Origin of the sequence: Streptomyces toyocaensis (assembly GCF_000725125.1) — a bacterium.
Classification (GTDB): Bacteria; Actinomycetota; Actinomycetes; order Streptomycetales; family Streptomycetaceae; genus Streptomyces; species Streptomyces toyocaensis.
Map to the genome: position 1 here is coordinate 1 of NZ_JFCB01000017.1, position 13,284 is coordinate 13,284.

The window sequence follows — 13,284 nt, forward strand, 5'->3', positions numbered from 1 at the left end:
GGGCGCGGCGGGCTGGGCCGGCGCGGCCTGCTGGACCGGGGTGGAGGTTCCCGCGGCCCCCGCGGCCGCGGTACCCGCCGGAGCCGAGGTCGCAGGCGCGCCCGGCTTGTAGTCGGCGAAGAAGTCCCACCAGGCTCGGTCCACCGAGTTCGGGTCCTGGAGGTACTGCTGGTAGATCTCGTCGACGAGCCATTCGTTGGCACCGAAGGCCGCAGCGGGGTTCCTACCCGCTTGGTCGGTGTCGGTCGAGATGCTCGAGTTACTGGGGGACTGTGGCGACACGGCGTCAACCGCCCTCTTCCGCTTCGCAAGATGATGGACAGCGGAAATAAAGGCTACGCCCCCCGGAGCGAGAAGGTCAGGCCGGGCCCGTTCATCGTCGTGCAAGTCACATCTGTTCGTGTGTTTCGGCGCATGAAATGGCGGGAAACAAGCGAGGTTCCGGCTCTTCCAGGGGTATGCGGCATCGCTCGGCCCCGACCCGGCACGCAGCTCGCGCGGGCCTGAGCCTGGTCACACGTGTCCGTCAGTGCGAACACCGATGGATCGTGCGGCTCCGCTGCGAACTTTACGTCAACTCGGTACGGACGACGCTCCCGGAAGAGTGATGAGAATCCGGCAGCCCCGCTCGGATTCGGCCACTCCGATCCGGCCGCCGTGCAGATCCACGGCCCAGCGGGCGATCGCCAGTCCGAGACCGGTGCCCCCGTCGCTGCCCGGACCGTGCGGGCGGTTCACATTGCCGCGGTTGAAGCGCTCGAAAACGCGGTGCCACTCGGTGCGCGGAATGCCGGGCCCCTCGTCGAGCACCTCCAGCTCCAGCGACTCCGGCTGGGTCCCGCGCCGCGCCCGGACCGTCACCCGGCCGTGCGGCGGGCTGTGCTTGACCGCGTTGTCGATGAGGTTGGCGACCACCTGGTGGATCCGCTCCGGGTCGGCGTGCGCGACGAGTTCCGGCGGCGACACGTCGAGGTGCAGGTGGACGTCCGTACGGGTGTGGCTGCCCGACCCGGAGGCCATGCCCGCGCGGGCCGAGGCGACCATGTTGGCCTCCTTGAGCACCCCCGACAGGTACGGCCACACCTCGAAGCGGCGCTTCTTCAGCGGGACGACCCCGTTGTCCAGGCGGGACAGGTCCAGGAGGGTCTCCACGAGGCGTCCGAGCCGCTCGGTCTGCTTCAGGGCCGTGCGCATCGTCTCGGGATCGGCCTGCGTGACGCCGTCGACGATGTTCTCCAGCACCGCGCGCAGGCCCGCGATGGGCGTGCGCAGCTCGTGCGAGACGTTGGCCACCAGCTCCTTGCGCTGGCGGTCCTGGGCCTCCAGCTCGTCGGCCATGACGTTGATCGTCTGGGCCAGGTCGCCCAGCTCGTCCCGGCGGTTCTCGCGCACCCGGCGGGTGTAGTCGCCGTGCGAGATGGACCGGGCCACGGCGTTCATGTCGTCCAGTGGGGCGGTGAGCGAGTGCGCCACGAACTGCGTGATGAGCAGGGTGGCGATCATCGAGAAGACCGTGATGAAGCGCAGTTCCGTCTTGGTGTGCACCGCGATCACCGACAGCCCCGTGGTGATCAGGACCGAGACGACGACCAGCGCGCCCAGCTTGGTCTTGATCGAGAACGGGCGCACACCGCCCCAGGGCCGTGATCCCCCGGGGCCCCCGCGTCGGGCCGGCCCCCCGCTCATGGCGTCGGCGTCTCCAGGGCGTAGCCCACGCCGTGCACGGTGCGGATGCGCTCGGCGCCGATCTTCCGGCGCAGCGCCTTGATGTGGCTGTCGACGGTCCGGGTGCCGGAGGCGTCCGCCCAGTCCCAGACCTCGGCCAGCAGCTGCTCACGCGAGAGCACCGCGCGGGGCGTGTTCGCCAGGCACACCAGGAGGTCGAACTCGGTGGGCGTCAGATGGACGTCCTCGCTGCGCACGCGCACCCTGCGCTGGGCGTGGTCGATCTCCAGCTCGCCCAGGCGCAGGATGCCGCTGCGCGGCGTGGTGGCCGCGAGCGCCGCGCGCTCCATGCGGCGCAGCAGCACATGCACCCGGGCCGCCAGCTCCCGCATGGAGAACGGCTTCGTCATGTAGTCGTCGGCGCCGACGCCCAGCCCGACCAGCATGTCGGTCTCGTCGTCCCGCGCGGTGAGCATCAGCACCGGGACCGGCCGCTGGGCCTGCACGCGCCGGCAGACCTCCAGGCCGTCGAAGCCCGGCAGCATGATGTCGAGGATCAGCAGGTCGGGCTGCCAGGCCTCCGCCGTGTCGACCGCCGACGGGCCGTCGCCCGCCGTTTGCACCAGAAATCCCTCGGCGCGAAGGCGGGTCGCGATGGCGTCCACGATCGTCGCGTCGTCCTCGACCACCAGAACCCGGCGCTGCGCGCCGGGGGTGGTCGTCGCCGTGCCGTTGTGGGAGGTGTGTGTCTGCTCCATCGCCCGCCCCTGAGGTGTGCTTTTTCCGGAATCCGTGGGGTGATCCGTCGTCTGCGCATCACTGCGATTGACGCTTGAATGATCCGCGTCAGGGCAGCAGCGTACGGGGATGCACCGCGGCTTTGCTATTCAGGGCGGACGCCGATGTGCACGACGTCCGGAACGCCCCGGGCAACGGGGATCTCTTCGGTACGCACCTGACGGAACCCGGCATTCCGCAAGGTTCCCTCGAATTCCGGGGACGGCTTGGCGGACCAGAGCGCGAGCACCCCGCCCGGACTCAACACCCTTGCGCAGGCCGACAGTCCGGCCGGTGAGTACAGCCCTTCGTTATCCTCGGTGACGGTCCAGTCGGGCCCGTTGTCGATGTCGAGACACAGCGCGTCGAACGTGTCGGACGTCTCATGGAGGTGGCGGACGAGATCCGCCTCGACGATCCGGACGCGGGGGTCGGCGAGCGCCCGGCCGGAGAGCGCGGACAGCGGTCCCGCGCGGTGCCACTCGACGACGGCGGGCTCGCGTTCCACCACGGTGATCCGTCCCCAGCGGGACTGCCCGGCGGCGTGTGCGAGCGAGAAGCCGACCCCCAGGCCGCCGATCAGGACGTGCGGACCGGCCGCGCGCTCTTCGAGGGCGGCCAGGGCGGCGTCGACGAGCCGCCGTTCCGAGCGGCCGTCGGAGGTGTCCATCAGGAAGCAGCCGTTGGCGATGATCTGCAGCAGACCGCCGTGCCTGCGCAGCACCACCTCGCCGTACGGACCCTCGCGGCGGTCCAGGACTTCGGGGGCTTCGGGAATGCCGTACGGGGTGGACATGCGTTCATCCTGACAGCTTCCCTCCCGTGGGATTCCTGCCCTCCGCACCCCCGGTGCCGATGATCGCTGAGAGCGAACGCACCCCCGGGAACATTCGGCGGCTCCCCGACATTGAGTCGGCATAGCTCAACTTGACTGCCGAAGGGGAGATCATGGCTGCTGAGTCCACACCGCTCGCCCTGCCTGTGCTGCCGCTCGACGGCGAGGTCGTGCTGCCCGGGATGGTGGTTCCGCTGGACCTGAGCGATGCCGAGGTGCGCGCCGCGGTGGAGGCCGCCCAGGCCGCCGCCCGCGACGAACCCGGTAAGCCCAGGGTGCTCCTGGTGCCACGCGTCGACGGGACCTACGCCGGTACCGGCGTGCTCGGCACGGTCGAGCAGGTCGGCAGGCTGGCCGACGGCGACCCGGGCGCCCTGATCCGCGGCCGGGGCCGCGTGCGGATCGGCGCCGGGACCACCGGGCCGGGCGCGGCGCTGTGGGTGGAGGGCACCCGCATCGACGAGAGCGTCCCGGAGCCCCTGCCCGGGCACGTGACCGAACTGGTCAAGGAGTACAAGGCACTCGCGACCGCCTGGCTGCGCAAGCGCGGCGCCTGGCAGGTCGTCGACCGCGTCCAGGCCATCGACGACGTCTCCACGCTCGCCGACAACTCCGGCTACTCGCCCTTCCTCACCACCGAGCAGAAGCTCGCCCTGCTGGAGACCACCGACCCGGTGGCCCGGCTGAAGCTCGCCACCCAGCAGCTGCGCGACCACCTTGCCGAGCAGGACGTCGCCGAGACCATCGCGAAGGACGTCCAGGAGGGCGTCGACAAGCAGCAGCGCGAGTTCCTGCTGCGCCGCCAGCTGGAGGCCGTCCGCAAGGAACTGCGCGAGCTGAACGGCGACCAGGAGGGCGAGGAGTCCGACGACTACCGCGCCCGCGTCGAGGCCGCCGACCTGCCGGAGAAGGTCCGCGAGACCGCGCTCAAGGAGGTCGACAAGCTGGAGCGCTCCTCCGACCAGTCGCCCGAGGGCTCCTGGATCCGCACCTGGCTCGACACGGTCCTGGAGATGCCGTGGAACGCGCGCACCGAGGACGCCTACGACATCCGGGGCGCCCAGGCGGTCCTGGACGCCGAGCACGCGGGCCTGCAGGACGTGAAGGAGCGGATCACCGAGTACCTGGCGGTGCGCAAGCGGCGCAGCGACCGGGGACTCGGAGTCGTCGGCGGACGGCGCGGCGGTGCCGTGCTCGCCCTGGTCGGCCCGCCCGGCGTCGGCAAGACCAGCCTCGGCGAGTCCGTCGCCCACGCGATGGGCCGGAAGTTCGTCCGCGTCGCCCTCGGCGGCGTCCGGGACGAGGCCGAGATCCGCGGCCACCGCCGTACGTACGTCGGGGCCCTGCCCGGCCGGATCGTGCGGGCGGTCAAGGAGGCCGGTTCGATGAACCCGGTCGTCCTGCTGGACGAGATCGACAAGGTGGGCTCCGACTTCCGGGGCGACCCGGCCGCCGCCCTGCTGGAGGTCCTCGACCCGGCGCAGAACCACACCTTCCGGGACCACTACCTGGAGGTCGAGCTCGACCTGTCCGACGTCGTGTTCCTCGCGACGGCCAACGTCCTCGAAGCCATCCCGGAGGCCCTGCTCGACCGCATGGAGCTGGTCCGCCTCGACGGCTACACGGAGGACGAGAAGGTCGTCATCGCCCGGGACCACCTGCTCCCGCGGCAGCTGGAGCGCGCCGGTCTCGACCGGGACGAGGTGACGATCGACGAGGGAGCGCTGCGCAGACTGGCCGGCGAGTACACGCGCGAGGCCGGTGTGCGCACCCTGGAGCGGTCCATCGCGCGGCTGCTGCGCAAGGTCGCGGCCCAGCACGAACTGGGCGAGCGGAAGCTGCCCTTCGCGGTGACCGAGGGCGACCTGCGGGACCTGATCGGCAGGCCGCACCACGTGCCCGAGTCCGCCCAGGAACCGGCCGAGCGCCGCACCGCCGTCCCCGGTGTCGCCACCGGACTGGCGGTGACCGGCGCCGGCGGGGACGTGCTCTACGTGGAGGCGTCCCTGGCCGACCCGGAGACGGGCGCGGCGGGGCTCACCCTGACCGGCCAGCTGGGTGACGTGATGAAGGAGTCGGCGCAGATCGCGCTGAGCTTCCTGCGCAGCCACGGCGCCGAACTGGAGCTGCCGGTGGGCGACCTGAAGGACCGGGGCGTGCACATCCACTTCCCGGCGGGCGCGGTGCCCAAGGACGGGCCGAGCGCGGGCGTCACGATGACCACCGCCCTGGCCTCGCTGCTCTCCGGCCGGCTGGTCCGCACCGATGTGGCGATGACCGGCGAGGTCTCGCTGACCGGGCGGGTGCTGCCGATCGGCGGGGTGAAGCAGAAGCTGCTCGCCGCGCACCGGGCGGGGATCACCACCGTCATCATCCCCAAGCGCAACGAGCCCGACCTGGACGACGTGCCGGCTCAGGTGCTGGACAAGCTCGACGTCCACGCCGTCACCGACGTGCGCCAGGTCCTGGAGCTGGCGCTGTCGCCGGCGACGGACGGTGCGGCGCCGGAGGTTCCGGTCGCCGCCTGACAGGGCGGCCGGACGAGGGAAGGCCCGGGTCCCGTGAGGGAGGCCCGGGCCTTCCCCGCGCCCGGGACCGCCCGGTCAGCCGAGGGCGAAGGCCCGCACCCGGTCGAGGGTGCCGTTGAAGCGGTCGTGGTCCCCGACGGTCGGCCCGGTCGAGGTGTACTGCCACATCGTGTACGTGTCCCAGCCGGCGGGCAGTTCGCCCACCGTGGAGGCGTACCGGGCGATCCACAGCGGAGTGGTGGGGGCGAAGCCGGCGTAGTCGCCGGTGCACTGCTTCCACCAGCTGGTGGCCGTGTAGATGACGGCGTCGCGACCGGTGCGGGCGCGGTACCGGTCCAGGAAGTCCCGGATCCAGCTCACCATGGCGCTCGGCGACTTGCCGTAGCAGGCGTCGCCGTACGGGTTCCACTCGATGTCCAGCACGCCAGGCAGGGTCCGGCCGTCGGCGGTCCAGCCGCCGCCGCGGCTGACGAAGTAGTCGGCCTGGGCGGCGCCGCTCGCCGTGTCGGGGGTCGCGAAGTGGTAGGCGCCGCGGATCATGCCGACGTCGTAGGCGCCGTTGTACTGCTGGGAGTGGTACGGGTTGGTGTAGTACGTCCCCTCCGTGGCCTTGGCGTAGGCCCACCGGACCCCGCTCTTCCACAGGGTCGGCCAGGCGACGTCGCCCTGGTGGCTGGAGACGTCCACGCCCTCCGTCTGGGTGGAGCGCGCGGTGGGGACGCCGCCGCGGCCGTCGTGGGCGGCGACGCCCATGCCCATGTGGGCGGAGCCGCGCGGAGGGACGGTGGGAGCGGATTCGGCCGCGCCGGCCGCCCGGGGGAGGGAGAGGACCGCGAGCAGGACCGCCCCGGCGGTCGCGAGCGCGGGTATACGGGTGAGACCGGATCTGTGCACAGGCATGACGCATCTCCGAAAGGTCGGTGGGGACGAACCCGGGATGTGACCCACCGCGCATGTAGTGGGCATGCCACGTAAGCGTCGGGTGGGGGACGTGTGCGCGTGGGCCACGGCGACGGACGGATCAGCCCCGCACTGCCGTTGGTCCACGCCTGCGAAATACTGGTGGAGCTGCGGCGGCGTCGCCACTTGGCGGGACACTTTCAGACCGGGAAACCGAGGCAGGGGCAGACGTGCACGAAGACGGAAACGGCGGCGGAGGACGTGCCGCCTCCCCGGAGCCCGCACCCCAGGTGGAGCAGCCCGGATTCCTCGCGCTGGAACGCGAGTTGACGGTGCTGCTGCGGCGCGCCCGGGCCAGTCAGGGCGAGATGGCCCGCGCGGTCCACCCCGACCTGGAGCCGTCCGCCTACGGGCTGCTGGTCCGTCTGGATGAGTGCGGCCGGCAGCGGGCCACCGAACTCGCCGCCTACATCGGCGTCGGCAAGGCGACGATGTCCCGCCAGCTCCGCGCGCTCGAACAACTCGGTCTCGTCGGCCGCGAGCCGGACCCCGCCGACGGCCGGGCCTGGCTGGTCGCCCTCACCGAGGAGGGGCACGAACGGGTGCGCAGGGTCCGCGAGGCCCGCCGCGCGCGCTACGCCGGCCGGCTGGCCGACTGGGACCCCGACGAGGTCATGGAGCTGGCCCGGCTGCTCAACCAGCTCAACCGGGGGATGGAGAAGTGAGCCGGGGCGGCGCGCGCCGCTACCGGGGTGACAGCTCGACGTAGACCACCGTCGCGTCGTCGTGCGTCTTGCCCGGGCGCCGCGGCACCCGGTCCGCGTCCGCCCGTTCCAGGGCGCGCACCCGGTCCACCAGGGCCCGCGGGCCGTCCTCGCGGATCAGGGCGAGGCAGTCCGCCCAGTCGCCCTCGTGGAACCTCTCCACCCGGCGCGCTGCACCGTCGGTCAGGGCGGCCAGGGCGCGTACCTCACCGCGCGGCAGTGAACCGGTGACCGCGCGGGAGGCCACCGAGGGGTCCGCCGCCGCCGTGAAGAAGCCGCCCTCCTTGTTGCGCAGCGTGGTGTCCACCAGGGCGGCGGTGGCCAGGGCCGAGCGGGGCAGCCGGTCCAGCCGGTCGTCCCGCAGCGCGGTGACCGTGCCGTCGGGGGCCTCGACGAGCAGGGCCGAGTCCGACAGCACCAGGTACTCCACCGAGGCCGGCGACCAACGGGCCAGGACCACGGTCGCCTGAGGCGTACGGGGGTGAGAAAGGTCACAGGTTGCCGCGTGGTTCCCGGCGGTACGCGCGAGGGCGCGGGACAGCAGCTCGACGAGGGGGACATCCTGGAGGGAAACGGTCAGTTCGGTCAGCGCGCCGCCCAGCCGGGCGGTGAACCAGGGCACCGAATGCAGACAGCCGCCCCCGTCACCCGGCGGGGTGACCCCGTCCAGCACCACGAGCGAACCGCCCTGCCCGGAGGCCGGGAGTCCGACGCTCGCGAAGTCCTCGTTGGGGCGGCCCGGATCACCCGGCTCCGAAACAAGCTCCGTACGCATCCGGCCAGTCTGCACGAGCTCTCCACAACGACCGCGAAAGGTGGGCAACGGTCGCCGCATCCCCGCAGTCGTGCAGGTCAGACGCCTGGTTTGGGAGGGATTGAGTTCTCCGGGAAGGCGTGGCGGCGAATACTGCCACCGCCCGCCGCAGACGTCCAACCGGCCTGCCGCACAGGGCGGCTGCCGAACCCCGCGGAACTTGCCCCTCAACTCACGTCCGATGTTCACTCCTTCGAGTGGCGGGTCAGGTGATGCGCATCCACTGTCCACGGGCGCTGGGAGGGTCGGGGAGCGATGGGGGCGCCTCGCTGCCCGAGCGCGGTCAGGAGCTCGGGGTGAACGCCCGCACCCGTTGACGGAGCGTCACCCGGGCCCACGGGTACACGAGTCAGGAATGCGAGCACCGGTGCAGAAGTCGCGGCCTCGTCGCACAGGCAAGCAGACGGCCCCCGCGGGGGACGCGGAGCAGGGGCCCACCGTCGGCAGGGGCCGCCCCACGCATGTGCGCAACCGGCTCATCGTCGCCGTTGCCGTGGTGGCCGCCGCGATCGCCGGGGCCGGGGCGCCCTCCGTGCTCGCCGCCTCCGGGCAGCTCAGCGACTCACAGGAGCTGGTGACGCTCGCCGAGCGGACCCAGGACGCCCTCACCCTCGCCCACTCCCTCGCCGACGAGCGCGACGAGGTCGTCGCGTACATCGCCGCCGGCCGCCCCAAGGACAAGGCGCCCTCCGAGGAGCACAGCGCCCGGGTCGACCGGCAGGTCGAGGAACTGCGCGCCGACACCGACACCTCCCAGGCGCTGCGCGACGAGCTCGACGCCGTCGCCGCCGTCCGCAGAGCGGCGCTCACCGGGAAGAGCAGTGCCCTCGAAGCGCACCAGGCCTACTCCACCGCCATCACCCAACTGCACCGGCTCTCCGAGCGGCTGGCGGACCGGACCCCGCCCCGGGCCGGCTCCGGAGCCCACGCGCTCGCGGAACTGGACGCCGCCGTCCAGCAGGCGGCCGCCACCCGGGGACTGCTGCTCGCCGCGCTGAACGTCCCGCGCACCACGCAGACCGTGATCGACCCGATCACCGGCCTGCCGACCACGTCCACCGGCTCCTCGGACGCCGACAGCAAGCGCCGTGACGCGCTGAGTGCCGCCGCGCTCCAGGCCCGGCTGCGCTCCGAGGCGGCCCTCGCCGACTTCCGCGACGGCGCGCCCGAGGCCGCCCGCGCCTCCTACGACTCCACGGTCACCGGACCCGAGGTCGACTCCGCCGAGAAGTACCTCGCGGGCCTCACCGACGAGCCGTCCCTCTCCGACGACGACCTGGAGACCAGCACCAAGAGGCTCGCGGCCGCCCTCACCGCGCGGATCGACGCGATGCGCGGGGTGGAGTCCGCGCTCTTCGACAAGCGCACCAAGGACCTCGCCCAGCTCCGCGACGACGACGTCACCGAGCTGGAGATCCGGATCGCCGTCCTCGGCGCCCTGATGCTGCTCGCGGTCGGCATCGCCACCGCGATGGCCCGCACGCTCACGCGTCCCCTGTCGGTGCTGCGCCGGGGTTCCGCCCGCCTCGCGCAGGCCGAGGACCCCGCCGCGGAGGAGCCGGTCGCCTTCACCGGCCGCAACGACGAGTTCGCGCAGGTCGTCCGGTCCGTCAACGCCCTGCACGCGCACGCCGCCCAGCTCGCCGAGCGGATCGCCACGCTGGAGGCCGACCGCAAGCATCTCGTGGGCCAGCGGCAGAAGATGGCCGACGCCCGTGAGGAACTCCGCACCGAACTGGCCGAGTCCGCCGCCCACCTGGAGCGCCTGCGCGCCGGCATCGGCGGCACCTTCGTCAACCTCGCCCTGCGCACCCTCGGCCTGGTCGAGCGGCAACTCGGCGTCATCGAGGGACTGGAGGAGAGGGAGGACGACCCGGAGCGCCTGGCCACCCTCTTCAAGCTCGACCACTTCGCCACCGTCATGCGCCGGCACAGCGAGAACCTCCTGGTCCTCGCCGGCACCGAGCACGGCCGGCACACGGCGGGGCCGGTGCCGCTGGTGGACGTCGTACGGGCGGCCGTCAGCGAGATCGAGCGGTACGAGCGGGTGCGGATCGCGGCGCTGCCGCCGCACACGCACATCGCCGGGTTCGCCGCGGACGACCTGTCCCATCTGCTGGCCGAGCTCATGGAGAACGCCACGTCGTTCTCCCCGCCCGACCTGCCCGTCGAGGTCTCCGGCTGGCTCCTGGAGAACGGCGAGGTCATGCTCTCCGTCCAGGACGGGGGCATCGGCATGGCCGCCGAGCGGCTGGAGCGGCTCAACGACCGCCTGGCCGACTTCGACCCGGAGGCCACGTACGACGCGGAGGCCGAGGACGGCCTCGGTCTCGGCCTGTACGTGGTGGCCCGGCTCGCCCACCGGCACGGCGTACGGGTCCAGCTCCGCGAGCAGAAGCAGGGCGGCATCGCCGCGGTCGTCGTGCTCCCCGACGCCATGCTGGCCGCCGCCACCCCGACCGCGGTCCCCACTCCGGTCCCGGGCGCCTCCCACGCCGTCTCCCTCCCGGGCGCGGACGCCGAGGCCAACTCCAACGTCCTGCACGGCCGCACGGAGTCGGGTGACCCGCTGGTCACCCTGGCGGAGAAGGCGGTGCGCGACCGCGAGGCGGCCGGCGACGGCACACCGGACGCCGTACCGCACACCCCTCAGGAACCGGTTCCGGCCTCCCCGGGCGAACGCGCGGCCGAGGCCCCGGCCGCCGGCCCGCAGGAGGCCACGGCGGCCCCCGCTCAGGAGCCCGCGCCCGCCGGGAGCACCGGCGTAAGGGACGCGAAGGCGCCGCCGGAGCGGCTCGCCGAGACCACCATGGAACTGCTGATCCCGGAACAGCCCGCCGGGGCCGTCGAGCCGGAGCCGCCGGCGCCCCCGTCGCAGGCGGTACGTCCGGGGGCCACCGCTCACCACGGGACCGCCCCCGACGCCCAGGACACCGCGACCGCTCCCGGGCCGGCCGACCGCCCGGCGCCGGATGCCGTCCGTCCGGGCGCCGGGCACACGGTCGGCGCCGAGCCGGGCGCCGGGGCCGGTCAGCCGTCCGGCGCGGACAGCGACCGACCGGAGGCCGGTGCCGTGAGCCCCGGTGCGCTGCCGCGCCGGCCGCTCGCCGGGAGCGGCGACGGTGACGAGCACACGCGCGTCGCGGACGGGCCCGGCGACGAGGAGCCGGTCACCGCCAAGGGGCTGCCCAAGCGCACACCGAAGATCACCGCGCCCGCCGCGCCCCCACGCCCGCGCACCGGGGCCGTGGACGCCGAGGCTCTGCGCCGGCGGCTCGGCGGGTTCCGCCGGGGGGCGGACGCCGGCCGCAGGGACGTCGAGGCGGAGATCGCCGAACGCACCGGACACCACCAGGCCCCGCCCGGCACCGGCGCACCGACCGAGGAAGCCACCGGGGGCACCGTCGAGGAGGCAAGCAGTTGACCGCGCCCAGTACCTTCGGACTGAGCAGTGAGGCCCGCAACCTGCACTGGCTGCTGAGCAACCTCGTCGAGGAGGTGCCCGGCATCCTCTCCGTCGCGGTGGTCTCCTCCGACGGGCTGCTGCTCCTCTCCTCCGACGACCAGCACAACACCGACGCCCGCGACGTGCGGACCGCGAAGCGTTCCGGCCCGCGCGGCTCCGCCGCCGACCTCGCCACCGTCGTCTCCGGCATCGGCAGCCTCACCGTCGGCGCCTCCAAGCTGATGGACTTCGGTCCGGTCAAGCACACGATGGTCGCGATGGACGACGGCAGCCTCTTCGTGATGTCGATCAGCGACGGCTCGCTGCTCGGCGTGCACGGTGCCGCGGACTGCGACATGAGTGTCGTGGCCTACCACATGGCCCTGTTCGTCGGCCGCGCCGGCCATGTCCTGACCCCCGAACTCCGCAGCGAACTGCGCAAGAACCTGGAGAACGAGTCCACCGGGAGCCGCCCGTGAGCAGCACGTCCAGGAAACACCTCCCGGTCCGAGGCGGTGACCGCAAGCCCGCCCGGGTCCGCCCGTACTCGCTCACCGGCGGCCGCACCCGCTTCGGCCACGTCCTCCTCGTCGAGACGTTCGTCGGCGCCACCGCCGGCCCCGCCGCGCTCGACGCCGCCGAGGAGCGCAGGGAACTCACCAACGGCGGCCTCACCTCCCGGGTCATGCCGGAGATGCGGGCCATCGTCGAACTGTGCCGCCGCATGCGTACGGTGGCCGAGATCGCCGCGCTGCTGAGGATGCCGCTCGGCGTGGTCCGCGTCCTCCTGAGCGACCTCGCGGACCAGGGAAAGATCCGTGTCTACGGAACGGGGACCGGCCACGGCACGGGCCGCCCCGACCGCGCGTTGCTGGAAAGGGTGCTGAGTGGACTCCGTCGTCTCTGACGCCGCTCATGGCGTCTCCCCGCTCGTCGAAGGAGACGAGCCCCTGCTGCCCTGGCAGACGGACCGCACCCGCGCGCCGATCGCCACGAAGATAGTGGTGGCGGGCGGCTTCGGCGTCGGCAAGACCACGCTCGTCACCACCGTCTCGGAGATCACACCCCTGCAGACCGAGGCGCTGATGACCGAGGCGAGCGAGGAGCACGACGACCTCACCGCCACGCCGGGCAAGCTGACCACCACCGTGGCCATGGACTTCGGCCGCATCACGCTCGACGACGACCTGGTGCTGTACGTCTTCGGCACACCCGGTCAGCAGCGGTTCTGGTTCATGTGGGACGACCTGGTGCGCGGCGCGATCGGTGCCGTCGTGCTGGCCGACACGCGCCGCCTGAAGGACTGCTGGCCGGCGCTGGACTACTTCGAGAGCTGCGGACTGCCGTACGTCGTCGCGGTCAACCACTTCGACGGCAGCGAGCGGTTCGAGCCCGAGGACGTGCGGGAGGCGTTGACGATCCCCGCGCACATACCTGTAATGATCATGGATGCGCGCCGCCGGATCTCGGTCATCGAGACCCTCCTGTCCCTCGTGGGCCACGCGCTCGACGAAACCCCCGAGTAGTCCCCCCTGAGCAGTCCCCCTTAGGAGCGT

General features: G+C 72.6%; 12 protein-coding genes. 6 read left to right on the forward strand and 6 right to left on the reverse strand.

All coding sequences use genetic code 11. The features are described 5' to 3' along the window. The 4 genes from BU52_RS18850 to BU52_RS18865 form a co-directional block, all read right to left on the reverse strand. The coding region (locus tag BU52_RS18850; RefSeq protein ID WP_037935864.1) for a 2-oxoglutarate dehydrogenase E1 subunit family protein at window positions 1–282 on the reverse strand (282 nt) is incomplete at its 3' end. A gap of 291 nt (window positions 283–573) precedes the next feature. After that, window positions 574–1,686, reverse strand: coding sequence for a HAMP domain-containing sensor histidine kinase (locus tag BU52_RS18855; RefSeq protein ID WP_037935866.1), 1,113 nt, complete (start codon window positions 1,684–1,686; stop codon window positions 574–576). Next, window positions 1,683–2,423, reverse strand: coding sequence for a response regulator transcription factor (locus BU52_RS18860; protein ID WP_019522934.1), 741 nt, complete (start codon window positions 2,421–2,423; stop codon window positions 1,683–1,685). Before BU52_RS18860 ends, BU52_RS18855 begins: the two co-directional genes overlap by 4 nt. Before the next feature lie 125 nt (window positions 2,424–2,548). Further along, entirely contained in the window at window positions 2,549–3,238 is a 690-nt protein-coding gene (locus BU52_RS18865) for a spermine/spermidine synthase domain-containing protein (protein ID WP_037935867.1), read from the reverse strand. A gap of 152 nt (window positions 3,239–3,390) precedes the next feature. Here BU52_RS18865 and lon point away from each other — a divergent pair, with 152 nt between their 5' ends. Beyond that, window positions 3,391–5,805 carry an endopeptidase La gene (lon, locus tag BU52_RS18870; RefSeq protein ID WP_037935869.1) on the forward strand — a complete coding sequence of 805 codons (2,415 nt, stop codon included), beginning with the start codon at window positions 3,391–3,393 and terminating at the stop codon, window positions 5,803–5,805. A 75-nt stretch (window positions 5,806–5,880) separates the two neighbouring features. Here lon and BU52_RS18875 read toward each other — a convergent pair whose 3' ends face one another. Next, the gene (locus BU52_RS18875) at window positions 5,881–6,705 is read right to left on the reverse strand and encodes a lysozyme (RefSeq protein ID WP_037935870.1); all 825 of its coding nucleotides are present in this window, start codon (window positions 6,703–6,705) and stop codon (window positions 5,881–5,883) included. A 230-nt stretch (window positions 6,706–6,935) separates the two neighbouring features. Between BU52_RS18875 and BU52_RS18880 the strand changes: the two genes are divergently transcribed. Continuing rightward, a complete protein-coding gene (locus BU52_RS18880; protein ID WP_037935872.1) occupies window positions 6,936–7,430 on the forward strand; it encodes a MarR family winged helix-turn-helix transcriptional regulator in 495 nt (164 codons plus the stop codon). Window positions 7,431–7,449: 19 nt separating this feature from the next. Here the strand turns inward: BU52_RS18880 and BU52_RS18885 are convergent, their stop codons facing one another. Further along, window positions 7,450–8,244, reverse strand: coding sequence for a protein phosphatase 2C domain-containing protein (locus tag BU52_RS18885; RefSeq protein ID WP_037935873.1), 795 nt, complete (start codon window positions 8,242–8,244; stop codon window positions 7,450–7,452). Window positions 8,245–8,650: 406 nt separating this feature from the next. On the opposite strand from BU52_RS18885, the gene BU52_RS18890 reads away from it, so the two are divergent. From BU52_RS18890 to BU52_RS18905, 4 genes are read left to right on the forward strand one after another with little or no spacing between them, the layout of a single operon-like run. Beyond that, window positions 8,651–11,707: a sensor histidine kinase gene (locus tag BU52_RS18890; protein WP_107061206.1), complete on the forward strand. Its 3,057-nt coding sequence runs from the start codon at window positions 8,651–8,653 to the stop codon at window positions 11,705–11,707. Then, window positions 11,704–12,207: a roadblock/LC7 domain-containing protein gene (locus BU52_RS18895; RefSeq protein ID WP_037935874.1), complete on the forward strand. Its 504-nt coding sequence runs from the start codon at window positions 11,704–11,706 to the stop codon at window positions 12,205–12,207. The genes BU52_RS18890 and BU52_RS18895 overlap by 4 nt, the downstream gene beginning before the upstream one ends. Then, window positions 12,204–12,635, forward strand: a complete 432-nt coding sequence (locus BU52_RS18900) for a DUF742 domain-containing protein (RefSeq protein ID WP_037935876.1) — start codon at window positions 12,204–12,206, stop codon at window positions 12,633–12,635. The genes BU52_RS18895 and BU52_RS18900 overlap by 4 nt, the downstream gene beginning before the upstream one ends. Further along, a complete protein-coding gene (locus BU52_RS18905) occupies window positions 12,616–13,254 on the forward strand; it encodes a GTP-binding protein (protein ID WP_037935877.1) in 639 nt (212 codons plus the stop codon). The genes BU52_RS18900 and BU52_RS18905 overlap by 20 nt, the downstream gene beginning before the upstream one ends. The last annotated feature ends 30 nt before the right edge of the window (window positions 13,255–13,284 follow it).